Origin of the sequence: Pseudomonas sp. R2-60-08W, from assembly GCF_003852335.1 — a bacterium.
Classification (GTDB): domain Bacteria; phylum Pseudomonadota; class Gammaproteobacteria; order Pseudomonadales; family Pseudomonadaceae; genus Aquipseudomonas.
Window position 1 is genome coordinate 5072881 of sequence record NZ_CP027731.1, and the last position, 24841, is coordinate 5097721.

The following is a 24841-nucleotide window of genomic DNA, read 5'->3' on the forward strand; positions in this document are numbered from 1 at the left end:
TGTAAGCAGAGGCCTGCTTATTTCATAATGCGCGCTTATTGGACCCCGCGAGGGTCCGCGCGCCCCGTCAGAGGTAAGTCGATTCCCATGAAACGCACCGGCCGCACCCTGGTTCTGGGCTGCCTGTTGCTCCTTCAGCCGCTGCTGGCGCATGCACAAGCAGGCGGCAACTCGTTGTTAATCCCAGCGATGGGTCGTTGCACCCTCAATACCCAGCCCGACACCCAGGCCGAAGCCCTGAGCGCGTGCCAGAAACAGGCTGATGAAGGGGATGCGCAAGCGCAATACGAGTTGGGCGAGTACTACCACGACAGCAAGAACCCGGCCGTCGACCTCAACAAAGCGTTGAGCTATTTCGAGAAGGCTTCGCTACAGGGCCACGCCCAGGCGCAATTCCAGCTGGGCAACATGTTTTTCCGTGGCGAAGGTGTACCGGCCAATAACGTCCAGGCCTACATCGTGCTGAAAATGGCGGCGGTCAACGGTGCTGAAGACGCGCTGGACACCGCCGACGAAGTGGCCGAGCACATGCAGCGTGATGAACTGGAAGTAGCGACCCAGGTGCTGGGGCAGATTTTCCGCAATTACCTGCAGGAATTGCAGAGCGCCGATGGGCGTTCGCCCTTTTCACCCCTTCCCTGATTCAGCGTTGCCTTACTTCTCAGGCATTGGCATCGGAAACGGCATCACATTGCTGGTGCCCCGCGCCTCGCTGATCTTCGGCGTGCCCAGGCGCTCGACTTCGTCGATGCGCACAATCGAATGCATCGGCACAAAACTGCGCACCACGCCTTCGAACTGGGCCTTGAGCTTTTCCTCGCCTGGATCGACGACCAGCTGCGTGCGCTCGCCAAAGACGAACTCTTCCACTTCCAGGAAGCCCCACAGATCACTTTGATAGATCTGCTTGGCGTACATTTCGAACACCTGGCCCTGGTTAAGGAAAATCACCTTGTAGATTGGAGCTTCACGTTTGGTCATGGGGGGCGGGTAGCACATCGGCGGATATAAATGAGGGCGCGAACTATAGCATGGCACCCGATGCACAGTGCTAGGAACCAATGGACATGCCGCCTATAATGCGCGGTTCTTTACCACCAGTTGACGATTCCCATGGCCAAGAAGCTTTACATCGAAACCCACGGTTGCCAGATGAACGAGTACGACAGCTCGCGCATGGTCGATCTGCTGGGTGAACATCAGGCCCTGGAAGTCACGGCTCGCGCCGAAGATGCTGACGTGATCTTGCTCAATACCTGCTCGATCCGCGAACGGGCCCAAGACCGCGTCTACTCGCAGCTGGGCCGCTGGCGCGAATTGAAACTGGCCAATCCGGACATGGTGATCGCCGTTGGCGGTTGCGTGGCCAGTCAGGAAGGCGCGGCCATTCGTGACCGCGCGCCCTATGTCGACGTGGTCTTCGGCCCGCAGACCCTGCACCGCCTGCCGGAAATGATCGATGCCGCACGCGCCACCAAGCTGCCGCAAGTGGACGTGTCGTTCCCCGAAATCGAAAAATTCGACCATCTGCCCGAGCCGCGCATCGACGGGCCAAGCGCCTATGTATCGGTGATGGAAGGCTGCAGCAAGTACTGCACCTTCTGTGTAGTGCCCTACACCCGTGGCGAAGAAGTCAGCCGGCCGTTTGACGACGTGCTGGCGGAAATCATCCACCTGGCCGAAAACGGCGTGCGCGAAGTGACCCTGCTGGGCCAGAACGTCAACGGCTACCGCGGCCAGACCCACGACGGACGCCTGGCCGACCTAGCCGAGCTGATTCGCGTGGTCGCTGCCGTCGATGGCATCGAGCGCATCCGCTACACCACTTCACACCCGCTGGAATTCTCCGACAGCCTGATCCAGGCCCACGCCGACGTGCCGGAGCTGGTCAAACACCTGCATTTGCCGGTGCAATCGGGCTCAGACCGCATCCTGTCGGCAATGAAGCGCAACCACACGGCCCTGGAGTACAAGTCCAAGCTGCGCAAACTGCGCGCCGCCGTGCCGGGCATCTGCATCAGTTCGGACTTTATCGTCGGCTTCCCTGGCGAGACCGAGAAGGACTTCCAGCAGACCATGAAGCTGATCGAGGACGTGGGTTTCGACTTCTCCTACTCGTTCGTCTACAGCCAACGCCCCGGCACCCCAGCGGCCGACCTGCTGGACGAAACCCCGGAAGCGTTGAAAAAGGAGCGCTTGAATGCGCTGCAACATCGGCTGAATCAGCAGGGTTTCGAGATCAGCCGACAAATGGTCGGTTCGACCCAGCGCATCCTGGTGACCGATTACTCGAAAAAAGACCCCGGCGAATTGCAGGGCCGCACCGAGAACAATCGCATCGTCAACTTCCGCTGCGACAACCCGACCCTGATCGGCCAGTTTGCCGATGTGCACATCGACGCGGCGCAACCGCACTCGTTGCGCGGGTCGTTGATCCAGTAATTCTCCGATCAACACATATCCAATGTGGGAGGGGGCTTGCTCCCGATGGCGGAGTGTCAGCCACCGCATATACTGGCTGATACGCCGCTATCGGGGGCAAGCCCCCTCCCACACTGGAATTACGCCGGATAAGTGCTTTCGCACACCGGCGCGTGGCGTTATTCTCTCTTTCACCTCAACAGCCAAAGGGCGGCTAAAAGCGACCTTGAACGCACCTACAGTAGAACCCCATCGTTTTCTCCTCGAGCCGTTTGAGGCTCGCCGTTTCGCCAACCTGTGCGGACAGTTCGACGAGCACCTGCGGCTGATCGAACAACGCCTGAGCATCGAAATCCGCAACCGCGGCAATCAATTCGAGCTCATTGGTGAACCTCAACACACCACGTCTGCGGAAAACCTGCTGCGCCGTCTCTACCGCGAAACCAAGGGCAGTGAGCTGTCGCCGGAAACGGTGCACCTGTACCTGCAGGAATCCGCCGTGGAAGACCTGGCCAACAACCCGGTGGCCGAAGCCAGCGTGGCCCTGCGTACCAAAAAAGGCATGATTCGCCCACGCGGCTTGAATCAGCAGAAGTACGTCAAGGAAATCCTCGGCAACGATATCAACTTCGGCATCGGCCCGGCCGGTACCGGCAAGACCTACCTGGCCGTGGCCTGTGCGGTGGATGCCCTGGAGCGCGAACAGGTTCGCCGCATCCTGCTGGTGCGCCCGGCCGTCGAGGCGGGCGAAAAGCTCGGCTTCCTGCCCGGCGACCTGGCCCAGAAGATCGACCCGTACCTGCGCCCGCTCTACGACGCGCTCTACGAAATGCTTGGCTTTGAATACGTGGCCAAGCTGATCGAACGCCAGGTGATCGAAATCGCGCCGCTGGCCTACATGCGCGGTCGCACCTTGAACAACAGCTTCATCATTCTCGACGAAAGCCAGAACACCACGGTCGAGCAGATGAAGATGTTCCTCACCCGTATCGGTTTCGGCTCCACGGCCGTGATCACCGGTGATATCACCCAGGTCGACCTGCCCAAGGGCACCAAGTCGGGCCTGGGCCAGGTGATCGAAGTGCTCAAGGATGTGCCAGGTATCAGCTTTACGCATTTCATGCCCAAGGACGTGGTGCGCCACCCGCTGGTGCAGCGCATTGTCGAGGCCTACGAGCGCTTCGAACACCGCGACGACGGCCTGTCCAAGGACGTGCGCCGCGATGCTTGAGCTTGACCTGCAACTGGCCACCGAAGCGGCCGCGCCCAGCGAAGCACAGTTCCGTCAGTGGTGCGAGCTGGCCCTGCGCCAGCGCACCGCCGATTCGGAGCTGACCATTCGTCTGGTGGACGAGCCCGAAGGCCGTGAGCTGAATCACACCTGGCGCCAGAAAGACTACGCGACCAACGTGCTGTCTTTCCCCGCCGACGTGCCCGACGAGTTTCTGGATATCCCGCTGCTGGGCGACCTGGTGATTTGTGTCGCGGTGGTCGAGCGCGAGGCGCGGGAGCAAGAAAAGGAACTTGAGGCCCACTGGGCCCATCTAGTCATCCACGGCTGCCTGCATCTCTTGGGTTACGACCATATAGACGATGACGAAGCCCTGGAAATGGAAGCACTGGAACGAACGTTGCTTGCAGAACTGGGTCATCGCGACCCGTATGCCGACGACGAAAACCAATCGACACTCAACTGAAACAATCAAGGATTTAGAGTAATCGCTATGAGCGAAGACCGATCGAGCAACGGGCAAAAGTCCTGGCTGGGTAAACTGACCCAGGCTTTTGCCCACGAGCCGAAAAACCGCCAGGAGCTGCTGGAGCTGCTGCGCGAGGCCCACCAGAACAAGTTGCTGGACAGCGAAGCGCTGGCCATCGTCGAAGGCGCCATCCAGGTGGCTGACCTGCAAGTACGCGACATCATGGTGCCGCGCTCGCAAATGATCAGCATCAGGGCGACCCAGACCCCGCGCGAATTCCTCCCGGCCGTGATCGACTCGGCGCACTCGCGCTACCCGGTGATCGGTGAAAGCCATGACGACGTCATGGGCGTCCTGTTGGCCAAGGACCTGTTGCCGCTGATCCTCAAGGAGAACGGCGACAACTTCAACATCAAGGACCTGCTGCGCCCGGCCACCTTCGTGCCTGAGTCCAAGCGCCTGAATGTGCTGCTGCGCGAATTTCGCGCCAACCACAATCACATGGCGATCGTGATCGACGAATACGGTGGCGTGGCGGGCCTGGTGACCATCGAGGACGTGCTGGAGCAGATCGTCGGCGACATCGAAGACGAGCACGACGTTGAAGAAGACAGCTACATCAAGCCACTGCCCAGCGGTGACTTCCTGATCAAGGCATTGACGCCCATCGAGAACTTCAACGAGTTCTTCGACAGCGAATTCTCCGACGACGAGTTCGACACCGTCGGCGGCCTGGTGATGAGTGCGTTCGGGCACCTGCCCAAGCGTAACGAAACCACCGAGATCGGCGCCTATCGCTTCCGCATCCTGAATGCCGATAGCCGCCGGATTCACTTGATCCGTTTGACCCCTATTGCCCGTTAAGGACTGAAATGCGCCGTCTGATTGCACCCGGCTGGCCCGGTAACTTGCTGGCCGTGGTGGCCGGCGCCATCACCACCCTGGCGCTGGCGCCGTTCGATATCTGGCCGCTGGCGCTGGTGGCGGTCGGTGTGTTCTATATCGGCCTGCGCGAGCTGACACCCCGCCAGGCCCTGGGGCGCGGCTGGTGTTTCGGGTTCGGCCTGTTTGGCGCCGGCACCAGTTGGATCTACTACAGCATCCACCACTTCGGCGGCGCTTCGGTGCTGCTGGCGGGTTTCCTGATGCTGCTGTTCACCGCCGCCATCGCCTGGTTCTTCGCCCTGCCCGCCTGGCTGTGGGCGCGCTGGCTGCGCCGCAATGAAGCGCCCTTGGCCGATGCGCTGACCTTCGCGGCGTTGTGGGTGGGCCAGGAGGCCTTTCGTGGCTGGTTCCTCACCGGTTTTCCGTGGTTGTACTCCGGCTACAGTCAACTCGACGGCCCGCTGACCGGCCTGGCGCCCTTGGGCGGGATGTGGCTGATTTCGTTCGCCCTGGCGCTCACGGCCGCCGTGCTGTGCAACCTGCCGCGCCTGTTGGCAAGCAAGCGCAACAGCTTCATCGCTGCCGGCCTGGTGCTGCTCGTTGCGCCTTGGGCCATCGGCCTGGCGCTCAAGCACCATGCCTGGACCTCGCCCTCCGGCCCGCCTTTGAGCGTGGCCGCCATCCAGGGCAACGTCGAACAAAGCATGAAGTGGGACCCCGAGCAGCTCAACGCGCAGCTGGCGCTGTACCGCGATATGAGTTTGAGCTCCAGGCGCGTCGACCTGCTGGTATGGCCGGAAACCGCCGTTCCGGTGCTCAAGGAGTCGGTCGAAGGCTATCTGGGCATGATGGGCAAGTTCGCCGCCGAGCGTAATACCGCGCTTATCACTGGGGTACCGATTCGCCAGGAAGTACGCCATGAGAAGCGCTACTTCAATGGCATCACCGTGGTCGGCGAAGGTGATGGCACCTACCTCAAGCAAAAGCTGGTGCCCTTTGGTGAGTACGTGCCGTTGCAGGACATGTTGCGCGGGTTGATCGCCTTCTTCGACCTGCCCATGTCGGACTTCGCCCGCGGCCCCGCCGACCAGGCGATGCTCCAGGCCAAGGGTTATCAGATTGCGCCGTTCATTTGCTATGAAGTGGTGTACCCGGAGTTCGCCGCCGGCCTGTCGGCCCAGAGCGACCTGCTGCTGACCATCAGCAATGACACCTGGTTCGGCCGCTCCATCGGCCCGCTGCAGCACCTGCAGATGGCGCAGATGCGCGCGCTGGAAGCCGGCCGCTGGATGATCCGCGCCACCAACAACGGCGTGACCGGCCTGATCAACCCGTTTGGGCAGATCACCGCACAGATCCCGCAATTCGAGCGCGGCATTCTCTATGGCGACGTGGTGCCAATGCACAACCTCACGCCTTACCTGCAATGGCGGTCGTGGCCGCTGATCATTGTCTGCGTGCTGTTGTTCGGCTGGGCGCTGCTGGCGGGTCGAATGGCCAAAACCGTCTGACAGACACCATAAAACCAATGTGGGAGGGGGCTTGCTCCCGATAGCAGTGTGTCAGTCAGTACATCTGATACTGATACACCGCAATCGGGAGCAAGCCCCCTCCCACACTTGGCCTGCGGTGCTACTTGTAGAACAACCGATACCCCACCTGCCCCACCGCCTCATTGATCAACTGCCCGCTCTGCCATACCGCCTTGACCTCCGGCATCCAGCCGCCCAGTGGACGCGCGTTGTCCACGCCCAGAAAACCCACTGGCGCGGGCACCACGGTAAAGCCGGCCTTCTCGAAGCTCCACACCGAACGCGGCATGTGCCAGGCTTGGGTCACTACCACCACGCGCTTGATGCCTTGAGGCAACAGGATCTCGGCGCTCATCTGGGCGTTTTCCCAGGTGGTGCGGCTACGCTCTTCTTTCCAGCGCACCGTCACGCCGAAGTCATCCTGCATTGACACCGCCATCAACTGCGCCTCGCTGGGTGGGGTGCCGTAATGCAGGCCACCGGTGGTCAGCACCGGCAACCCGGACGCCTTGGCCAGCCGCGCCGCATAACGCTCACGCTCCAGGCCGATGCCGGTGGGTTGATCGGTGCCCCAGGCAATATCACCGCGCTCGCGCCCGGAACCCAGCACCACAATCGCATCGGCGCGCTGGGCCAGGCTTGCCCAGTCTTCGCGGGCCAAAGGCGGCGCTGTCTCCAAGGCGTGCGCGCCCCACTGCACCATTACCGGCAGGCTGATCAGCCACATCCCGCCCAATCCCAAGGCAAAGCAACACCCCGCCAAGCGCGGTCGACTGCGGCGAAACCACCAGGCAAGCGCCAGCAACAGCAAGAAAATACCGGGCGGCAGCAACAATTGTTTGATGAAATAACGAAAAGGCATCGGGCATCTCCAAAGATGCCCGAAGCCTAGATGCAACGGGGTTCGGCAACAATCCTTACCAGCACATTTTGCAAAGTGGCGGATAACGCGGGTTACTTACACCGTACGGATCGGAAACGTTCCGGGCCGCGGCCGGCCGGCAGGTCCTTCAGCCAGATCACCTTGGCCGAACGGGAAGGCGCCTGGACTGGCGGGGAGGCCTGCCCATCAGAGGCGCGTTGGTGGTGCAACGCCAGATAGTTCTCGATCAGTTCAAGCTCTGCCTGGCTCAAGCCTTGCAACTCCAGCTCCAGAGGCCGTTCACCACGCAATCGGCCTGCGGTTCTTGCGGCATCCAATGCCCGACCCAAACGGTCGATCAATCCTTCATATAATTGCGGTTTAGTTAAAGTTCGCTGCGATTCAGCCATCCCCTCACCTCATTGAAGAAATACATGCTCCCCAATAAACAGCGTAGCCCCCGTGGCTGCGCCTGCCCGATGCCGCGACAGACGGCCCTGCCTGCGCAATCAGGGTTTCCCTCGATAGAGTGGGGTCATGTATGCTACGGCGCTTCCTGTAACTCCACTTCCCGCAGGGTTTGGGCACGGACGCGCCGCTTTCTGGTGTCGAACAACCCGGACACTGCACCGAAGAGGATTAGGCCACCCTTATTCAGTTCAAAAGTAGCCATGCACGAACAATATCAGCCCCGTGAAATAGAAAATGCCGCACAAACCTTCTGGGACGAGCAAAAGTCCTTTGAAGTCAGCGAACAGCCAGGCAAGGAGACTTTCTATTGCCTATCGATGTTCCCTTACCCCAGCGGCAAGCTACACATGGGGCACGTGCGTAACTACACCATCGGCGACGTGATTTCCCGCTACCAGCGCATGCTCGGCAAGAACGTCCTGCAACCCATGGGTTGGGACGCTTTCGGCATGCCGGCGGAAAACGCCGCGATGAAAAACAACGTAGCCCCCGCCAAGTGGACCTACGAAAACATCGCCTACATGAAGACCCAGCTGCGCAGCCTGGGCCTGGCGGTGGACTGGTCCCGCGAAGTGACCACCTGCAAGCCGGACTACTATCGCTGGGAACAATGGCTGTTCACGCGCCTGTTCGAAAAAGGCGTGATCTACAAAAAGAGCGGCACCGTGAACTGGGACCCGGTCGACCAGACCGTGCTGGCCAACGAACAGGTGATCGACGGCCGCGGCTGGCGCTCCGGCGCGCTGATCGAAAAGCGCGAAATCCCGATGTACTACTTCAAGATCACCGCCTACGCGGATGAACTCCTGTCGAGCCTCGACGACTTGCCGGGCTGGCCCGAACAGGTCAAGACCATGCAGCGCAACTGGATCGGCAAATCCAAGGGCATGGAAGTGCAGTTCCCGTACAACGTCGACTCGATCGGCGAAGCCGGCGCACTCAAAGTATTCACCACCCGCCCCGACACCCTGATGGGCGCGACTTACGTCGCCGTGGCCGCCGAACACCCGCTGGCCACGCAGGCCGCACAGAACAATCCTGAGCTGCAGGCGTTCATCGCCGAATGCAAAGGTGGCAGCGTGGCTGAAGCCGATGTCGCGACCCAGGAGAAAAAAGGCCTGCCGACCGGCCTGTTCGTCGAGCACCCGCTGACTGGCGAGAAGCTGCCGGTCTGGGTCGCCAACTACGTGCTGATGCACTACGGCGACGGCGCGGTCATGGCGGTGCCGGCTCACGACGAGCGCGATTTCGAATTCGCCACCAAATACAGCCTGCCGATCAAGTCCGTGGTGCGCACCAGCGCGGGCGAGACCAACCCGGCCCCGTGGCAAGACGCCTACGGCGAGCACGGCACCCTGATCAATTCCGGCGAATTTGACGGCCTGGACTTCCAGGGCGCGTTCGACGCGATCGAAGTCGCGCTGATCAAGAAAAACCTCGGCGCCTCGCGCACCCAGTTCCGCCTGCGCGACTGGGGTATCAGCCGCCAGCGCTACTGGGGCTGCCCGATCCCGATCATCCACTGCGAAAGCTGCGGTGACGTGCCGGTGCCGGAAGACCAGTTGCCGGTGGTCCTGCCCGAAGACGTCGTCCCGGACGGCGCCGGTTCGCCTCTGGCACGCATGCCGCAGTTCTACGAATGCAGCTGCCCTAAATGCGGCGCGCCGGCCAAGCGTGAAACCGACACCATGGACACCTTCGTCGAGTCCTCGTGGTATTACGCCCGTTACGCCTCGCCGCACTATGAGGGTGGCCTGGTCGAGAAATCCGCAGCCGATCATTGGTTGCCGGTGGACCAGTACATCGGCGGCATCGAACACGCCATCCTGCACCTGCTGTACGCGCGCTTCTTCCACAAGCTGATGCGTGACGAAGGCCTGGTCAGCTCCGACGAGCCATTCAAGAACCTGCTGACCCAGGGCATGGTGATCGCCGAGACCTACTATCGCCGCGAAGCCAATGGCGCCTACACCTGGTTCAACCCGGCGGACGTCGAACTCGAACGTGACAGCAAAGCCAAGGTCATCAGCGCCAAGCTCAAGTCCGACGGCCTGCCGGTGGAAATCGGCGGCACCGAGAAGATGGCCAAGTCGAAGAACAACGGCGTCGACCCACAATCGATGATCGATCAGTTCGGCGCCGACACCTGCCGCCTGTTCATGATGTTCGCCTCGCCGCCCGACATGAGCGCCGAATGGTCCGATTCCGGCGTCGAAGGCTCACACCGCTTCCTCAAGCGCGTCTGGCGCCTGGCCCATGCCCACGTCAGCCAGGGCTTGCCGGGCAAGCTGGACGTCGCCGCCCTGAACGATGAGCAGAAGGCCATTCGCCGCAGCACCCACCTGGCTATCCGCCAGGCCAGCCAGGACGTAGGGCAGAACCACAAGTTCAACACCGCCATCGCCCAGGTGATGACGCTGATGAACGTGCTGGAAAAAGCCCCGCAGGCCACGGAACAGGATCGCGCATTGATCCACGAGGGCCTGGAAACGGTTACCCTGCTGCTGGCGCCGATCACCCCGCACATCAGCCACGATTTGTGGAACCGCCTGGGCCACAGCGGTGCCGTCATCGACGCCCGCTGGCCGCTGCAGGATGACAGCGCGCTGGTACAGGACACGCTGCAACTGGTGATTCAGGTCAACGGCAAACTGCGCGGCCAGATCGACATGCCGGCCAGCGCCAGTCGTGAAGAAGTCGAAGCGGCTGCACGCTGCAACGAGAACGTGCTGCGCTTTACCGAAGGCCTGACGATCCGCAAAGTGATCGTAGTGCCCGGAAAACTGGTCAATATCGTCGCCAGCTAAATCGGATCGGGCGCAGGGCTTGAGCCCTGCGCCGAACTAAACCTTCAGGGCCTCGATACGGCCCGCCTGGTTTCAAGGGGAGCAACAAACATGATCAAACGCAATCTGCTGGTAATGGGCCTGGCCGTTCTGTTGAGCGCGTGCGGCTTCCAGCTGCGCGGCACCGGCACCAACGAATTGTCGCTCAAGGAACTCGACGTCAGCGCACGCAATGCCTACGGCGAGACCGTGACTCAGCTGCGCCAGGCCCTGGAAAACAGCGGTGTGCGCGTCTATACCGGGGCCACCTACAAACTGGACCTGGTCGATGAGCGCGAAACCCAGCGCAACATCAGCTACGCCAGTGCGGGCCGCGCGTCGGATGTCGAGTTGACCACCACCGTCAACTTCGAAGTACAAGGCCGCGATCACTTGCCACTGATGGGTGACAAGATCCAGGTGCAGAAAGTCGTGAGCCACGACGGCAACAACCTGGTGGGTTCAGACTCCGAGACCCTTCAGGTGCGCAAGGAAATGCGTCGTGAGCTGGTCCAGCGCATGATGACTCGCCTGCAACTGCTGACCCCGGAAAAACTCGCGGAGCTGCAGCAAATCGCCGACAACAAGGCCAAGGCTGACGCCGATGCGCTGAAAGCCGCGCAAGAGTATGAAGACAACACGCCGAAACAGTCGCCTGTTGAAGTCCCTGTCGAGTAAGCCAAACGGGGCGCTCCTGGCGCCCCGTTCGCCCTGCCTATGAAACTCGCCCCCGCCCAACTCGCCAAACACCTGCAAGGTAGCCTCGCGCCTGTCTATATTGTCAGCGGCGATGACCCGTTGCTGTGCCAGGAAGCGGCCGACGCCATTCGCACGGCGGCGCGCCAGCAAGGTTTCGATGAACGCCAGGTGTTCAGCGCCGACGCCAGTTTCGACTGGGGCACGCTGCTGCAGGCAGGCGCGAGCATGTCGCTGTTTGCCGAAAAACGCCTGCTGGAACTGCGCCTGCCCTCGGGCAAGCCGGGCGATAAAGGCGCGGCGGCGTTGATGGAATATTGCGCGCGCCCTGCTGAAGACACGGTGCTGCTGGTCAGCCTGCCCAAGCTCGACGGCAGTGCGCAGAAAACCAAATGGGGCAAGGCGCTGGTCGAAGGCCCACAGACCCAGTTCATCCAGATCTGGCCGGTGGACAGCAGCCAGCTGCCGCAATGGATCCGCCAACGCTTGTCACAGTCCGGCCTGTCGGCCACGCAAGACGCCGTCGAGCTGATCGCCGCCAGGGTCGAGGGCAACCTGCTGGCTGCCGCCCAGGAGATCGAAAAGCTCAAGCTGATGGCGGAAGATGGGCAGATTACCGTCGAAACCGTGCAAGGCGCGGTGGCTGACAGTGCGCGGTTCGATGTCTTCGGGCTGGTGGACGCGATCCTCAACGGTGAGCCGGCACACGCCCTGCGCATGCTCGAAGGGCTGCGCGGCGAGGGTGTGGAACCGCCGGTGATTCTCTGGGCCCTGGCCCGGGAACTGCGGGTGCTGGCTAACATCGCTTTGCAATACAGCCAGGGCACACCTCTGGACAAATGCTTCAGCCAAGCCCGACCGCCAGTGTGGGACAAGCGCAAGCCGCTGATGAGCAAGGCCCTGCAACGACACTCGGCGCAACGCTGGGCGCAACTGTTGCTGGAAGCGCAGCGCATCGATGCACAGATCAAAGGCCAGGCGGCCGGTTCGCCGTGGATGAGCCTGAGTCGTTTGTCACTGTTGATGGCCGGCCAGCGCTTGGCGTTGCCTGCCGAATAGCTCCCCCAAGAACACCACAAATCCAATGTGGGAGGGGCTTGCTCCCGATAGCGGTGTAACAGTCAAAAAATCCAGTGACTGACACTCCGCCATCGGGAGCAAGCCCCCTCCCACATGTTGATTGTGTTTACAATTCTCAGGCTTTACAGCGCCGCGATATAGGCAGATTATTTTCGCCGCTCCACCCAACCTAACGAGAGACCCAATCATGAGCAAAAAGCCATCCAAGCATGGCCCGAACAAGGCCAAATCCATCATCGCCCAGCCACTGTTCCGCAGCCGTCAGGAACGCGCCGGCAAGGGCAAAGGCAGCTACCGCCGCGAAGCCTTCCAGTCTAATAGCTGGGAGGCTTCTTACTTTCTGGCTGCCTGAAGGCAAGCGCCCCTCTGGCATGATAAGGTCTGCACTGGATTTGTAACCCCCTGGACCTGTGCATGCCCTCTAGTCTTTCCCGTCGTTGGCACCTTCGCCAATTGATCGCTGCCTCCAGCCTCATTCTGCTTGTCGCCTGCGCGGAAAAACCCACCGCCGCGGATGCTCAACCCCTGCCCACGCTCAAGACTGTACCGGCCGTCGCGCCTGCCGTCGTTGCGCCGTTGGCGGTAGACAACCTGAACATCCAACCGACCCAGACCTTCGCCGAATGGCAGGCCGGTTTCCGTGTGCAGGCCCTGCAAGCCGGAATCACCGCCGACGTCTTCGATAATGCCTTCGCCGGCGTCAGCCCGGACATGGCGGTGATTCGCGCCGACCGCAGCCAGCCGGAGTTTTCCCGGCCAGTGTGGGAATACCTCGACGGCGCGCTGTCGCCGCTGCGCGTGCGTAATGGCCAGGCCTTGCTGGTCAAGTACGCCGATATCCTGCAGCGCATCGAAGAGCGGTATGGCGTCGATCGCCAGGCACTGGTCTCGGTGTGGGGTATGGAAAGCAACTTCGGCCAGTTCCAGGGCAATAACTCGGTGATCCGCTCCCTCGCAACCCTGGCTTATGAGGGTCGCCGCCCGGCGTTCGCACAGGCGCAACTGCTGGCGGCGCTGCAGATCATCCAGCACGGCGATATTGCGGCCGACCAGATGAAAGGTTCCTGGGCCGGCGCAATGGGCCAGACCCAATTCATCCCCACCACCTACAACACCCATGCCGTGGATTTCGACGGCGACGGCCGCCGCGATATCTGGAACAGTCCCGGTGACGCCCTCGCGTCCACTGCCCATTACCTGCAAAGCTCCGGCTGGCAGAAAGGCCAGCCGTGGGGCGTTGAGGTGCAGCCACTGCCAACGGGCTTCGACTACTCCCTGGCCGATGGTGGCATCCGCAAGACCGTTGCCGAATGGCTGAAACTGGGCATCCAGCTGCCGCCTGGCGCAAGCCTGCCAGCCAATGTCGACCAACTGTCCGCCGCCCTGCTGTTGCCGGCCGGCTACCGTGGCCCGGCGTTCCTGGTTTTGGATAACTTCCGTGCGATCCTGAAATACAACAACTCGTCGTCCTATGCGCTGGCCGTTGGCCTGCTGTCGGAGCGATTTGGTGGCGGTGGTGTGATTCGCGGGAGCTGGCCGAAGGATGAGCTGCCCCTGAGCCGCTCGCAACGTATCGACCTGCAGACGGCGCTCAGCGCCAAGGGTTATGACGCGGGCAATGCCGACGGGATCATTGGCGCCAACACACGCAAGGCGATTCGAGCGGCGCAGCAAGCACTGGGCTGGCCGGCGGATGGGTATCCGACGGTGAAGTTGCTGGAGGCGCTGCAAGAGCGCTAGATCTGCTCAGGGCAACTACCGCCATCGGGGGCAAGCCCCCTCCCACATTTGACCGCATTCCAAATGTGGGAGGGGGCTTGCCCCCGATGCGGTTTAGCAGGCGCCGAAAACTCAGCGGCTAAACACGACATCCTGCTCCAACACCACCCGCTGCTCCCCCGCATCCAAACGCACCAACGCCCCCATCGGCAACGTCAGGTTCGGATCGCAATGCCCACTGCGCCAGCCAGCCAGCACCGGAATGCACAGCGGCTCGAAAGTCTGTTTCAACAGTCTTTCCAGCCCCACCTGATCCACACCGGCCACATCCCCCACCAACACCCCCGCCACCTGATCGAGTTTGCCCGCCAGGCGCAGGTGCGTCAGCAAGCGGTCGATGCGATAGAGCGGTTCGTTGATGTCCTCGATAAACAGAATGATGCCTTCAGCGTCAATGTCGTAGGCGGTGCCCATCACCGCCGCGATCATCGAGAGGTTGCCGCCCAACAGACGCCCGCAGGCGATGCCAGGCTCAATGGTGGTCAAGGGGTAGGCCACCGGGTGCGTCAACAGGCTGCCGGCGCCAAGCTGGCCACGCAGCAGGCTGAACAGTGATGACTCGGTGGGGGGCTGCTTGCCACCGAGCAAGTCGGCATTGAGCATTGGCCCGTGGAAGGTGACGAATCCCGCGTAGCGGTTGATCGCCAGGTGCAAGGCGGTGATGTCGCTGTAGCCGACGAAAGGCTTGGGATGTGCGCGCAACAGGTCGAAGTCCAGCGCATCGAGCAAGCGTGGCGTGCCGTAGCCGCCGCGCAGGCAGAAAATAGCGTCGATTTCGGGGTCGGCGAAGGCAGCATGCAGGTCGTTGAGACGCACTTGATCACTGCCGGCCAGGTAGCCGTCGCGCTCATACACACCCGGGAAAATGCGCAGTTCGTAGCCACGGGCGCGCATCCATTGCCCGGCTTTTTCGACGTCCAGCGCGGCAGGGCCGGCGGGAGCGATCAGGCCGATGGTGCCTTCGGGGCGCAGAGCGGGTACGGCGCTAGTCATGCACAATTCTCCTTAATATGACGCATAACGAAATGTGGGAGGGGGCTTGCTCCCGATGGCGATGTATCAGTCACTCGTGTATTGACTGTCACACCGCAATCGGGGGCAAGCCCCCTCCCACATTGGACCTGCGGCGTTACATAGCTCGGTGTTACGACACCAGGCTCGCCTTGACCAGCTTGGCCTGCTCGTCGGCGTGGTACGAAGAGCGCACCAATGGACCGGAGGCTACGTTCTTGAAGCCCATCTTGTACCCTTCCTCGGCGAACCAGGCGAAGGTATCCGGGTGCACGAAACGCTGCACCGGCAAGTGGCTACGGGACGGTTGCAGGTACTGGCCCAGGGTCAGCATATCGATGTCGTGCTCGCGCATGCGCTTCATGACTTCGATAACTTCTTCGTCGGTTTCGCCCAGGCCCAGCATCAAGCCGGATTTGGTCGGAATGTGCGGCATCATCTGCTTGAACTTCTGCAGCAGGGTCAGCGACCACTGGTAATCCGAACCCGGACGCGCGGCCTTGTACAGGCGCGGAACGGTTTCCAGGTTGTGGTTGAATACATCCGGCGGCTCGGCGGCGGTGATTTGCAGCGCCACATCCATGCGGCCACGGTAGTCGGGCACCAGGGTTTCAAGCATGACGTTTGGCGACAGTTTGCGGATTTCGCGGATGCAATCGGCAAAGTGCTGGGCACCGCCGTCGCGCAAGTCGTCACGGTCGACTGAAGTGATCACCACATATTTGAGTTTCAGGTCGGCGATGGCGATAGCCAGGCTTTCCGGCTCGTTGACGTCCAGGGGCTTCGGACGGCCGTGGCCGACGTCGCAGAACGGGCAACGACGGGTGCAGATGTCACCCATGATCATGAAGGTGGCGGTGCCGCCGGAGAAGCATTCGCCCAGATTCGGGCAGGAGGCCTCTTCGCACACGCTGTGCAACTTGTGTTTGCGCAGCAGCGCCTTGATACGGTCGACTTCCGGCGAGACCGGGATGCGCACGCGAATCCAGTCAGGCTTTTTCGGCAGTTCGGTGGTCGGGATGATCTTGACCGGGATGCGTGCAACCTTCTCGGCGCCGCGCAGCTTGACGCCGGCTTCCACCTTGGCACGCGGGGCCGGGGCTGGACGCTCGGTAACGTCCAGCGTCGGGATCATGGTTTGCACAACATCAGTAGTCATATCAATCGATTCCGCCCGTCAGGGTCGTCTGCTCAGCATAGTCGAGGTGTTTGACGAGCTGCGCGCGCAGCCGGGCACTTACCTCGGCAAATTCTATGGGTGTTGCATGGTCGCTCAACTGGGTCATCGCAAGCCCCGCGTAGCCGCAGGGGTTGATGCGCCGGAACGGGGCCAGGTCCATGTCCACATTCAGGGCCAGGCCATGAAAGGAACACCCGTGACGAATGCGCAATCCCAGGGAAGCGATTTTCGCGCCATCCACATACACACCCGGTGCATCAGGCTTGGCCGCAGCGGTCACGCCGTAACTGGCCAACAGCTCGATCAGGCAAGCTTCCATGCGGCTTACCAGGTCACGCACGCCAAACCCCAGCTTGCGCACATCCAGCAACAGATAAGCGACCAGTTGGCCAGGCCCATGGTAAGTCACTTGACCCCCTCGGTCGACCTGCACCACCGGAATATCCCCCGGAAGCAGCAGGTGCTCAGCCTTGCCGGCCTGTCCCTGGGTGAACACCGGTAGGTGTTCGACCAGCCAGATTTCATCCGCTGCCGAGTTGCCGCGCTCATTGGTAAAGCGCTGCATGGCGTGCCAGACCGGCTCGTAGGCCATCCGGCCGAGCTCGCGAAAGCCCAGGACCTGTGGCATCACAACACCATGTGCACGAAGCCGGTGGCCCGCAGTTCGCTGTTGATGTCGTAGAGCTGGTCTTGACCGATTGCAACGATGTGCAATTGGATCGTGGTGTATTTGCCTGTGGAGCTGGATCGCTCGTCCACACGCTGATCATTGATCGTCGCGTGCTTGCGCACTATCTCGAGGATCAAGTCTTTGCGGCCTACACCGGTATCGCTGATTATCTTGATGGGGTAGTCCACCACCGGGAATTCGATTTTTGGCGCCTTTACTTCGGTATCGGTCATGGCGTAACGGCCTCGTAAGCGGTAAGCCGTGGCGACGGCAAAGCCCCGCGTCGGATCAACGCGGGGCTTTGCAGGTGCACACAATCAGTTGAACAAGCCGTAGAAGAATAGACGGATGCTATCCCACACGCGGCGGAAGATACCACCTTCGTCGACGGCGTCCAGTGCGATCAGGTCGGCGCTGTGCACCACCTTGTCGTCCAGTTTGACTTCGACTTTACCGATCACGTCGCCCTTGGCGATTGGGGCAACCAATTGCGGGTTCATGGTCATGCTGGCAGCGAGCTTTTTCAGCTGGCCTTTAGGCATGGTCAGGGTCAGGTCATCAGCCAGGCCGGCCTTGACCTGGGAGGTTGCGCCCTTCCATACCGGCGCGGTCGCCAGCTCCGTACCCTTCTGGTAGAAGGTCTGGGTTTCGAAGAAGCGGAAGCCGTAGGTCAGCAGCTTTTGCGTCTCGGCCGCACGGGCCTGCTCGCTGTTGGTGCCGAATACCACGGCGATCAGGCGCTGGCCATCACGTACAGCGGACGACACCATGCAGTAGCCGGCTTCGTCGGTGTGGCCGGTTTTCAGGCCATCGACGGTCTTGTCGCGCCACAGCAACAGGTTGCGGTTAGGCTGCTTGATGTTGTTCCAGAAGAACTCTTTCTGGGAGTAGATGGCGTAGTGCACCGGGTCGACGCGGATGATCGCGCGGGCCAGGATCGCCATGTCGTGAGCCGACGAATAATGCTCAGGATTCGGCAGGCCGGTCGGGTTCATGAAGTGGCTATTGGTCATGCCCAGGTCGCCGGCCGTCTTGTTCATCATGTCGGCGAACGCGTCTTCGCTGCCGGCGATGTGCTCGGCCAAGGCGACGCTGGCGTCGTTACCGGACTGGATGATGATGCCGTGCAACAGGTCGCTGACGGTGACTTGCGAGCCGACCTTGATGAACATCCGCGAACCACCGGTACGCCAGGCGTTTTCGCTGACGGTCACCGGGTCGTTTTCGCCGATCTGGCCGCGACGGATTTCCAGGGTCGCGATGTAGGCGGTCATCAGCTTGGTCAGGCTGGCTGGCGGCAAGCGCACGTCACCGCCGTTTTCGACCAGCACGTTGCCACTGGCGGCATCCATGAGGACCCAGGCCTTGGCGGCCAGTTGCGGGGAAGCCGGCACCATCTCAACCGCCCAGGCGGCCGGAGTGATGATCAGCGAGATAAGCAGGCACGTACGTTTGGCTAAGGTGGTGATGTTCATCCGTCTCTCGAAATTGCTTATGGAAACTTGCCCTCGCGGGCAAAACTATTCAGACAGCCCGCTTCCAGACTGTCACGTGTTCGGTTGCCCGCTCACCCCTTGCCCCTGGGTTTTATTGTTCAACGAGCCAACAACCAGGGCCCAGGCATGCGCCTGAACCTGCAGTCCTTTATTGCCTTATTCTGCGGTCACTACGCTGGGTTGCCCCAGGTTCGCCAGGCGTACGCTGTTCTGCACTTGCGCCACCTCGCTCGGCGAGCCGATCGGCCCCATGCGCACACGGTGCAGGGTTTGCTGGTTACGCACGATGGAGCTGATGAACACTGGCGCGCTGACCATGCCGCTGAGCTTGGACCTTAACAGTTCTGCCGCATCCGGGTTGGCGAAAGCGCCCACCTGCAAGTACTGCCCGCCCACGGTGGAGGCACCCGGCGCGGCACGGGGCACGACGACAGTATCCGGCGCATGCTGCGCGGGCGGCGGCGTCCATTGTTCGATCTTGCCGGTCGATGCCGTCACTTGCGGTTGCGGGGTTTGCGGTTCGTTGAGCATTAACGGCGCCGGCTTGCCACGCTGGGCCCAGTACTGCGCCGGGTCGATGCCTTCGACCTTGACCCGTGCGGTACCGATTTCGGCGTAACCGAGTTTCTTCGCGGCGGCGTAGGACAAGTCGATGATCCGGTCCGAATAGAACGGCCCACGGTCATTGACCCGCAGGATCACCGTGCGGTTGTTGTCCAGGTTGGTCACGCGCACATAGCTGGGCAGCGGCAGGGTCTTGTGCGCCGCGCTCATGCCGTACAGGTCATACACTTCGCCGTTGGCGGTGTTCTGGCCATGGAATTTGGTGCCGTACCAGGACGCCGTGCCGGACTGCACGTAGGTCTTGGAGTCCTGCAGCGGGAAGTAATTCTTGCCCAGCACGGTATACGGGTTGGCCTTGTAGGGGCCGGAGTGCAAGGTGGGCGTGGCATCGGGGATCTTCGACACATCCACATCCCACCACGGCGCGCCATCTTTGTGCGCACGATTGATGTCCAGGCCCGGCTGGGCGCGAACCACAGCGCCACCGGCCTTCTTGGCCGGCGCTCGGTTCGGCGTCGTGGAGCAACTGGCGATCAGCAGGGACAACGCGGCGAACGCCACCAGCTTGAGCGGTTTTTTGAACGGCGATACCCGCATTACTTGTTGCCCCGTGCTTGAACCAGCTCGTCTGACAGCTGATGCACGGCCATGGCGTACATCACACTGCGGTTATAACGCGTGATTGCGTAGAAATTCTTCAGGCCCATCCAGTATTCCGGGCCATTTTCACCTTCAAGGCGGAACGCCGTCACCGGCATGTCATCGCGTGGCGCATTCTGACTCGACCAGCCCAGCGCTCGCAACTCCCCGACGGTCTTCACCGGGTCGATACCCTGGGTCAGGCCTTCGTCGGCACGCTCGCCCGTCACATCGGCGCGAACGACCACCGGTTCACCGCCGACCCAGCCGTGACGCTTGAAATAGCTGGCCACGCTACCGACGGCATCATCGGGGTTGCTCCAGATATTGATATGCCCGTCGCCGTCAAAGTCCACCGCGTAGGCGCGAAAGCTGCTCGGCATGAACTGCGGCAAGCCCATCGCCCCGGCGTACGAGCCCTTGAGCGTCATCGGGTCGACCTGTTCTTCGCGGGCCAGCAGCAGGAATTCGCGCAGCTCCTTGCGGAAGAACTCTGCGCGGGGTGGGTAATCGAAGCCCAGGGTCGACAACGCGTCGATCACCCGGTAACTGCCGGTATTGCGCCCGTAGAAGGTTTCAATGCCGATGATCGCGACGATGACCTGGGCCGGCACACCGTATTCCTGCTCAGCGCGGGCCAGTACCGCCTCATGCTGGCGCCAGAAGTCCACGCCCCGCGCCACACGGGCGTCGGTGAGGAACATCGGGCGATATTCCTTCCACTGCTTCACGCGTTCGGCGGGGCGCGAGATGGCGTCGAGGATCGCCTGCTTTTTCTGGGCTTCGCGAAACACGCCCATCAGTTGTTCACCGGCGAAACCGTAGTCGCGGGTCATCTCACCGACGAATTCGGCGACCTGAGGTGAGCCATCGTAGTCACCGGCCTGCACCTCTTGCGTTGCGCCCAGCAGCCCAATCAGGCCCATCCAGGACGCATGCCGAGTTGCCCAGCCGCGCATTACTTGCATTGACATCTTCACCTTATTCAAACCTGTGCGATCCATTTGCGATGCGTATGAATCGACATCAAAACCCCAAACGCTGACAGCAATGTCACCAGCGAAGTTCCGCCGTAGCTAATGAATGGCAACGGCACACCTACCACCGGCAGCAGGCCACTGACCATACCGATGTTGACGAAAACATAAACAAAAAAAGTCATGGTCAGGCTGCCGGCCAGCAACTTGCCGAACAGCGTCTGCGCCTGCGCGGTAATCACCAGCCCGCGACCGATCAACAGCAAATAGATCAGCAGCAGCGCGCAAATGCCGACCAGGCCGAACTCTTCGCCCATCACCGCAATAATGAAGTCAGTGTGGCTTTCAGGCAAAAAGTCCAGGTGCGATTGGGTACCCAGCAACCAACCCTTGCCGAACACGCCGCCGGAACCGATCGCTGCCTTGGACTGGATGATGTTCCAGCCGGTACCCAGCGGATCGCTCTCCGGGTCGAGGAACGTCAGGATCCGTTGCTTCTGGTAGTCGTGCATAAAGAAGAACCACATGGCCACGGCCACGGGCACAGCAGCGGCCAGCACGCTGAGAATCCAGCGCCAGCGCAAGCCACCCATGAACAGCACGAACGCGCCGCCCGCCAGGATCAGCAACGAGGTGCCGAGATCCGGCTGGCGCACGATCAGAATGAACGGCACGCCGATCAGCACCAGGCTGATCCCCACATGCTTGAGCTGTGGCGGCAACGTGCGCTTGGACAGGTACCAAGCAATGGTGGCCGGCATGAGGATCTTCATGAATTCCGACGGCTGGAAGCGAATCACCCCAGGGATGTTGATCCAGCGGGTAGCGCCCATGGCGTTGTGGCCCATCACGTCCACCACCACCAGCAGCAAAACCCCGGCGACATAACCGAGCGGCACCCAGCGCGCCATGAAGCGCGGTTCGAGTTGGGCGATCACCACCATCGACAACAGGCCCAGGCCGAACGAAGACGCTTGCTTGATCAGCAGGTCCCAGTTCTTGCCGCTGGCCGAATACAGCACGAACAGGCTGCCCGCAGCCAAGATCAGCAGCAGCACCAGCAGCGGGCCATCGATGTGCATGCGTTGCAGCAACGTCGCACGGCGACGCATCACATCCTCACTGGAGAGGATGCGGTCAAAATTACTCTTCACGGGCCGTAACCTCGGGGCTTGAAGGGGGGCCGCCATATTCGGGCTTGAGCTTGCCGTCGGCGGTCAGCAGCCAGGCGTCCATCACTTGACGCACCACCGGGGCCGCGACGCCGGAGCCGGACTCGCCGTTCTCCACCATCACCGCCACTACGATTTTCGGGTCATCGGCTGGGGCAAAACCGACAAACAAGGCGTGGTCGCGGTGGCGTTCCTGAACCTTGGAGCGGTCGTACTTTTCACCCTGCTTGATCGCGACCACCTGGGCGGTACCACTCTTGCCGGCGATACGGTACTGCGCACCGATCGCCGCCTTGCGTGCGGTGCCACGGGCGCCGTGCATGACCTGCTGCATACCGTGATTGACCTTGTTCCAGTCGGAAGGGTCGCGCAGCACGATGTCGGGGATCGGGTTCTCATCCAGCGGTTTCTCGCCCTCGATGGTCCGGGCCAGGTGCGGACGGTTCCAGATGCCCTTGTTCGCCACCAGCGCCGTCGCCTGGGCCAGTTGCAGCGGGGTGGCCTGCATATAACCCTGGCCAATACCGAGGATCAGGGTTTCGCCGGGGAACCACGCCTGGCGGCGCGTCGCCCGCTTCCACTCCCGCGACGGCATCAGGCCTGGGGATTCTTCGAACATGTCCAGGGAGACTTTCTGACCGAGGCCGAACTTGCCCATGTAGGTCGACAGGCGATCGATACCCAGCTTGTGGGCCAGGTCATAAAAATAGGTGTCGTTGGAGCGCATGATCGCGGTATCCAGGTCGACATAGCCGTCACCGGTGCGGTTCCAGTTACGGTATTTGTGATCGTAGTTGGGCAGCATGTAGTAGCCGGGGTCATAGACCCGACTCGACGCCGTGACCACACCCGAATCCAGGCCGGCAATCGCCACGGCCGGCTTGATGGTCGAACCCGGCGGGTAGAGGCCGCGCAACACGCGGTTGAACAGCGGCCGGTCGATGGAATCGCGCAGCTCGGCGTAGGCCCTGAAGCTGATGCCGGTCACGAACAGGTTGGGGTCGAAACTCGGCTGGCTGACCATGGCCAGCACTTCGCCGGTCTTCGGGTCCAGCGCCACCACCGCACCGCGACGACCGCCCAGTGCCATTTCGGCGGCTTCCTGCAACTTGATGTCCAGGCTCAGCACGATGTCTTTGCCCGGCAACGGATCAGTGCGCTTGAGCACGCGCAACACGCGGCCGCGGGCGTTGGTCTCGACCTCTTCGTAACCCACCTGGCCGTGCAGCTCGGGCTCGTAGAAACGCTCGATGCCGGTTTTGCCAATGTGATGGGTGCCGCTGTAATTGACCGGATCGAGGGTTTTCAGCTCTTTCTCGTTGATGCGCCCCATATAGCCGACCGAGTGCGCAAAGTGCGGCCCCTGGGGGTAATGCCGCACCAACTGCGCCACCACCTCCACGCCCGGCAAGCGGAACTGGTTCACCGCGATCCGTGCGATCTGCTCTTCGTTCAGCTCGAACAGAATCGGCACCGGCTCGAAAGGCCGGCGCCCCTGCTTCATGCGCTTCTCGAAGATGACTCGGTCTTCCGGCGTCAACTGCAGCACTTCGACGATCACATCGAGCACCTGTTGCCAGTCGCCGGAACGCTCGCGGGTCATGCTCAGGCTGAAGCTGGGCCGGTTATCCGCCACCACCACGCCATTGCGGTCGAAAATCAGCCCACGGGTCGGCGGGATCGGCTGCACATGCACCCGATTGTTTTCCGACAAGGTGGAGTGATATTCGTACTGGATGACCTGCAGGTAATACAGGCGCGCGATCAGCACCCCGATCAGCGCCACCACCATGATCGCGCCAAATACCACGCGCGCACGTACCAGACGTGCGTCTTTCTCGTGGTCCTTGATGCGGATCGGCTGGGTCATCGGGAATGGCGCAGATTATTTGTGATAAGGATGCCCGGACAGAACTGTCCAGGCGCGATACAGCTGTTCACCGATCAGAATCCTTACCAACGGGTGCGGCAGCGTGAGCGCCGACAGCGACCAGCGCTGATCGGCCCGCGCACAGACTTCCGGCGCCAGCCCTTCGGGGCCGCCGACCATGAAGTTGACGGTGCGCGAATCCAGGCGCCAGCGGTCCAGTTCCACCGCCAACTGCTCGGTGCTCCAGGGCTTGCCGTGCACTTCGAGCGTAACGATGCGCTCGTTGGGCCCGACCTTGGCCAACATGGCTTCGCCTTCCTGACGGATAAAGCGCGCCACGTCGGCATTCTTGCCCCGGGTATTGAGCGGTATTTCCACCAGCTCCAGCGACAGCTCGGCAGGCAGACGCTTGGCGTACTCGTGCCAGCCCTCTTCCACCCACTTGGGCATGCGTGAACCGACAGCGATCAGACGCAGGCGCACAGCCGTTCCTTATTCCTGGTCTTTGTTGAGCTTGTCGAAGTGCGCGTGGCCCACTTCCGGGCTGTGGTGCTTGCCATCGGCGGCACGGCTCTGCTCGGCGCCTTTCCACAGACGCTCCAGGTCATAGAACTGGCGGGCGTTGGAGGTCATCATGTGAACGATCACGTCGTCCATGTCCAGCAGTACCCAGTCGCTGTCGCCCTTGCCTTCTTCACCCAGTGGCTTCACGCCCTGGGCTTTGACCGCTTCGCGAACCTTGTCCAGCATCGCGCCGATCTGGCGGTTGGAGGTACCGGTGGCGATGATCATGAAGTCGGTGATGCTCTGCTTGTCGCGCACGTCGAGCACCTGGATGTCCTGGGCTTTCACGTCTTCCAGGGCAGCCACGGCAACTTTTACCAGCTCTTCGCCAGCCAGTTCCGGGCCAACGTGGGCTTCTACCGGCAGCGGCGCGCTCTTGAAGGTACCTTTGCGCTTAACTTTGCTTACGTCTTTGTTCGTCATATAAAACTCGTTTTGCTCGTATGT

General features: G+C 61.6%; 25 protein-coding genes. 11 read left to right on the forward strand and 14 right to left on the reverse strand.

The window, feature by feature from the left end:
• Window positions 1–87 precede the first annotated feature (87 nt).
• Window positions 88–642 (forward strand): tetratricopeptide repeat protein, encoded by a 555-nt coding sequence (locus C4J90_RS23140; RefSeq protein ID WP_057724919.1) that lies wholly within the window; start codon window positions 88–90, stop codon window positions 640–642.
• 12 nt (window positions 643–654) lie between these two features.
• Here the strand turns inward: C4J90_RS23140 and C4J90_RS23145 are convergent, their stop codons facing one another.
• Entirely contained in the window at window positions 655–981 is a 327-nt protein-coding gene (locus tag C4J90_RS23145) for a DUF1820 family protein (RefSeq protein WP_003194436.1), read from the reverse strand.
• Between the two features lie 132 nt (window positions 982–1113).
• On the opposite strand from C4J90_RS23145, the gene miaB reads away from it, so the two are divergent.
• The 5 genes from miaB (at window position 1114) to lnt (ending at window position 6517) form a co-directional block, all read left to right on the forward strand.
• Window positions 1114–2442: a tRNA (N6-isopentenyl adenosine(37)-C2)-methylthiotransferase MiaB gene (gene miaB / locus C4J90_RS23150; RefSeq protein WP_124420909.1), complete on the forward strand. Its 1329-nt coding sequence runs from the start codon at window positions 1114–1116 to the stop codon at window positions 2440–2442.
• 205 nt (window positions 2443–2647) lie between these two features.
• Window positions 2648–3652, forward strand: a complete 1005-nt coding sequence (locus tag C4J90_RS23155; RefSeq protein ID WP_124364541.1) for a PhoH family protein — start codon at window positions 2648–2650, stop codon at window positions 3650–3652.
• On the forward strand, window positions 3645–4118 hold the full coding sequence (gene ybeY, locus C4J90_RS23160) for an rRNA maturation RNase YbeY (RefSeq protein ID WP_124364542.1): 474 nt from the start codon (window positions 3645–3647) through the stop codon (window positions 4116–4118). Before C4J90_RS23155 ends, ybeY begins: the two co-directional genes overlap by 8 nt.
• A gap of 27 nt (window positions 4119–4145) precedes the next feature.
• Complete coding sequence (locus C4J90_RS23165) at window positions 4146–4985, forward strand: HlyC/CorC family transporter (RefSeq protein ID WP_122483878.1); 840 nt, start codon at window positions 4146–4148, stop codon at window positions 4983–4985.
• 8 nt (window positions 4986–4993) lie between these two features.
• Window positions 4994–6517, forward strand: a complete 1524-nt coding sequence (gene lnt / locus C4J90_RS23170) for an apolipoprotein N-acyltransferase (protein ID WP_124364543.1) — start codon at window positions 4994–4996, stop codon at window positions 6515–6517.
• A 121-nt stretch (window positions 6518–6638) separates the two neighbouring features.
• On the opposite strand, the gene C4J90_RS23175 is transcribed toward lnt, so the two are convergent.
• Both C4J90_RS23175 and C4J90_RS23180 read right to left on the reverse strand, forming a co-directional pair.
• Window positions 6639–7400, reverse strand: coding sequence for a YdcF family protein (locus tag C4J90_RS23175; protein WP_124405375.1), 762 nt, complete (start codon window positions 7398–7400; stop codon window positions 6639–6641).
• Window positions 7401–7492: 92 nt separating this feature from the next.
• Entirely contained in the window at window positions 7493–7810 is a 318-nt protein-coding gene (locus tag C4J90_RS23180; RefSeq protein WP_124420910.1) for a hypothetical protein, read from the reverse strand.
• Between the two features lie 261 nt (window positions 7811–8071).
• Here C4J90_RS23180 and leuS point away from each other — a divergent pair, with 261 nt between their 5' ends.
• The 5 genes from leuS to C4J90_RS23205 all read left to right on the forward strand — a co-directional run bounded on the left by leuS (window position 8072) and on the right by C4J90_RS23205 (window position 14212).
• Complete coding sequence (leuS, locus tag C4J90_RS23185; RefSeq protein WP_124420911.1) at window positions 8072–10678, forward strand: leucine--tRNA ligase; 2607 nt, start codon at window positions 8072–8074, stop codon at window positions 10676–10678.
• A gap of 90 nt (window positions 10679–10768) precedes the next feature.
• The gene (gene lptE / locus C4J90_RS23190; protein ID WP_124364547.1) at window positions 10769–11374 is read left to right on the forward strand and encodes an LPS assembly lipoprotein LptE; all 606 of its coding nucleotides are present in this window, start codon (window positions 10769–10771) and stop codon (window positions 11372–11374) included.
• A 39-nt stretch (window positions 11375–11413) separates the two neighbouring features.
• Complete coding sequence (gene holA, locus C4J90_RS23195; protein WP_124420912.1) at window positions 11414–12451, forward strand: DNA polymerase III subunit delta; 1038 nt, start codon at window positions 11414–11416, stop codon at window positions 12449–12451.
• A gap of 208 nt (window positions 12452–12659) precedes the next feature.
• Window positions 12660–12824, forward strand: a complete 165-nt coding sequence (arfA, locus tag C4J90_RS23200) for an alternative ribosome rescue factor ArfA (RefSeq protein WP_003176285.1) — start codon at window positions 12660–12662, stop codon at window positions 12822–12824.
• 62 nt (window positions 12825–12886) lie between these two features.
• The gene (locus tag C4J90_RS23205; RefSeq protein ID WP_124420913.1) at window positions 12887–14212 is read left to right on the forward strand and encodes a lytic murein transglycosylase; all 1326 of its coding nucleotides are present in this window, start codon (window positions 12887–12889) and stop codon (window positions 14210–14212) included.
• Window positions 14213–14323: 111 nt separating this feature from the next.
• Here the strand turns inward: C4J90_RS23205 and C4J90_RS23210 are convergent, their stop codons facing one another.
• From C4J90_RS23210 to rsfS, 11 genes are all read right to left on the reverse strand, one after another.
• Entirely contained in the window at window positions 14324–15244 is a 921-nt protein-coding gene (locus tag C4J90_RS23210) for an LD-carboxypeptidase (RefSeq protein ID WP_124364550.1), read from the reverse strand.
• A gap of 151 nt (window positions 15245–15395) precedes the next feature.
• A complete protein-coding gene (gene lipA / locus C4J90_RS23215) occupies window positions 15396–16397 on the reverse strand; it encodes a lipoyl synthase (RefSeq protein ID WP_164484599.1) in 1002 nt (333 codons plus the stop codon).
• 25 nt (window positions 16398–16422) lie between these two features.
• On the reverse strand, window positions 16423–17070 hold the full coding sequence (lipB, locus tag C4J90_RS23220; RefSeq protein WP_124420914.1) for a lipoyl(octanoyl) transferase LipB: 648 nt from the start codon (window positions 17068–17070) through the stop codon (window positions 16423–16425).
• Window positions 17070–17345 (reverse strand): DUF493 domain-containing protein, encoded by a 276-nt coding sequence (locus tag C4J90_RS23225; RefSeq protein ID WP_048724650.1) that lies wholly within the window; start codon window positions 17343–17345, stop codon window positions 17070–17072. Before C4J90_RS23225 ends, lipB begins: the two co-directional genes overlap by 1 nt.
• Before the next feature lie 84 nt (window positions 17346–17429).
• Window positions 17430–18587, reverse strand: coding sequence for a D-alanyl-D-alanine carboxypeptidase family protein (locus tag C4J90_RS23230; protein WP_003237030.1), 1158 nt, complete (start codon window positions 18585–18587; stop codon window positions 17430–17432).
• 177 nt (window positions 18588–18764) lie between these two features.
• The gene (locus tag C4J90_RS23235; protein WP_124364554.1) at window positions 18765–19769 is read right to left on the reverse strand and encodes a septal ring lytic transglycosylase RlpA family protein; all 1005 of its coding nucleotides are present in this window, start codon (window positions 19767–19769) and stop codon (window positions 18765–18767) included.
• A complete protein-coding gene (gene mltB / locus C4J90_RS23240) occupies window positions 19769–20779 on the reverse strand; it encodes a lytic murein transglycosylase B (RefSeq protein WP_124420915.1) in 1011 nt (336 codons plus the stop codon). Before mltB ends, C4J90_RS23235 begins: the two co-directional genes overlap by 1 nt.
• A gap of 17 nt (window positions 20780–20796) precedes the next feature.
• Window positions 20797–21900: a rod shape-determining protein RodA gene (gene rodA, locus C4J90_RS23245; RefSeq protein ID WP_065952056.1), complete on the reverse strand. Its 1104-nt coding sequence runs from the start codon at window positions 21898–21900 to the stop codon at window positions 20797–20799.
• 31 nt (window positions 21901–21931) lie between these two features.
• The gene (gene mrdA / locus C4J90_RS23250) at window positions 21932–23830 is read right to left on the reverse strand and encodes a penicillin-binding protein 2 (RefSeq protein ID WP_124364556.1); all 1899 of its coding nucleotides are present in this window, start codon (window positions 23828–23830) and stop codon (window positions 21932–21934) included.
• A 15-nt stretch (window positions 23831–23845) separates the two neighbouring features.
• A complete protein-coding gene (gene rlmH / locus C4J90_RS23255) occupies window positions 23846–24313 on the reverse strand; it encodes a 23S rRNA (pseudouridine(1915)-N(3))-methyltransferase RlmH (RefSeq protein ID WP_003176297.1) in 468 nt (155 codons plus the stop codon).
• A gap of 9 nt (window positions 24314–24322) precedes the next feature.
• Window positions 24323–24817, reverse strand: a complete 495-nt coding sequence (gene rsfS, locus C4J90_RS23260) for a ribosome silencing factor (RefSeq protein ID WP_003176298.1) — start codon at window positions 24815–24817, stop codon at window positions 24323–24325.
• Window positions 24818–24841: the final 24 nt, after the last annotated feature.

Coding starts and splice junctions, on each gene's coding strand:
- C4J90_RS23140 (WP_057724919.1), top strand. CDS start 88: ATGAAACGCACCGGCCGCACCCTGGTTCTGGGCTGCCTGTTGCTCCTT.
- C4J90_RS23145 (WP_003194436.1), bottom strand. CDS start 981: ATGACCAAACGTGAAGCTCCAATCTACAAGGTGATTTTCCTTAACCAG.
- miaB (WP_124420909.1), top strand. CDS start 1,114: ATGGCCAAGAAGCTTTACATCGAAACCCACGGTTGCCAGATGAACGAG.
- ybeY (WP_124364542.1), top strand. CDS start 3,645: ATGCTTGAGCTTGACCTGCAACTGGCCACCGAAGCGGCCGCGCCCAGC.
- C4J90_RS23165 (WP_122483878.1), top strand. CDS start 4,146: ATGAGCGAAGACCGATCGAGCAACGGGCAAAAGTCCTGGCTGGGTAAA.
- lnt (WP_124364543.1), top strand. CDS start 4,994: ATGCGCCGTCTGATTGCACCCGGCTGGCCCGGTAACTTGCTGGCCGTG.
- C4J90_RS23175 (WP_124405375.1), bottom strand. CDS start 7,400: ATGCCTTTTCGTTATTTCATCAAACAATTGTTGCTGCCGCCCGGTATT.
- C4J90_RS23180 (WP_124420910.1), bottom strand. CDS start 7,810: ATGGCTGAATCGCAGCGAACTTTAACTAAACCGCAATTATATGAAGGA.
- leuS (WP_124420911.1), top strand. CDS start 8,072: ATGCACGAACAATATCAGCCCCGTGAAATAGAAAATGCCGCACAAACC.
- lptE (WP_124364547.1), top strand. CDS start 10,769: ATGATCAAACGCAATCTGCTGGTAATGGGCCTGGCCGTTCTGTTGAGC.
- holA (WP_124420912.1), top strand. CDS start 11,414: ATGAAACTCGCCCCCGCCCAACTCGCCAAACACCTGCAAGGTAGCCTC.
- arfA (WP_003176285.1), top strand. CDS start 12,660: ATGAGCAAAAAGCCATCCAAGCATGGCCCGAACAAGGCCAAATCCATC.
- C4J90_RS23205 (WP_124420913.1), top strand. CDS start 12,887: ATGCCCTCTAGTCTTTCCCGTCGTTGGCACCTTCGCCAATTGATCGCT.
- C4J90_RS23210 (WP_124364550.1), bottom strand. CDS start 15,244: ATGACTAGCGCCGTACCCGCTCTGCGCCCCGAAGGCACCATCGGCCTG.
- lipA (WP_164484599.1), bottom strand. CDS start 16,397: ATGATCCCGACGCTGGACGTTACCGAGCGTCCAGCCCCGGCCCCGCGT.
- lipB (WP_124420914.1), bottom strand. CDS start 17,070: ATGCCACAGGTCCTGGGCTTTCGCGAGCTCGGCCGGATGGCCTACGAG.
- C4J90_RS23225 (WP_048724650.1), bottom strand. CDS start 17,345: ATGACCGATACCGAAGTAAAGGCGCCAAAAATCGAATTCCCGGTGGTG.
- C4J90_RS23230 (WP_003237030.1), bottom strand. CDS start 18,587: ATGAACATCACCACCTTAGCCAAACGTACGTGCCTGCTTATCTCGCTG.
- C4J90_RS23235 (WP_124364554.1), bottom strand. CDS start 19,769: ATGCGGGTATCGCCGTTCAAAAAACCGCTCAAGCTGGTGGCGTTCGCC.
- mltB (WP_124420915.1), bottom strand. CDS start 20,779: ATGCAAGTAATGCGCGGCTGGGCAACTCGGCATGCGTCCTGGATGGGC.
- rodA (WP_065952056.1), bottom strand. CDS start 21,900: ATGCGTCGCCGTGCGACGTTGCTGCAACGCATGCACATCGATGGCCCG.
- mrdA (WP_124364556.1), bottom strand. CDS start 23,830: ATGACCCAGCCGATCCGCATCAAGGACCACGAGAAAGACGCACGTCTG.
- rsfS (WP_003176298.1), bottom strand. CDS start 24,817: ATGACGAACAAAGACGTAAGCAAAGTTAAGCGCAAAGGTACCTTCAAG.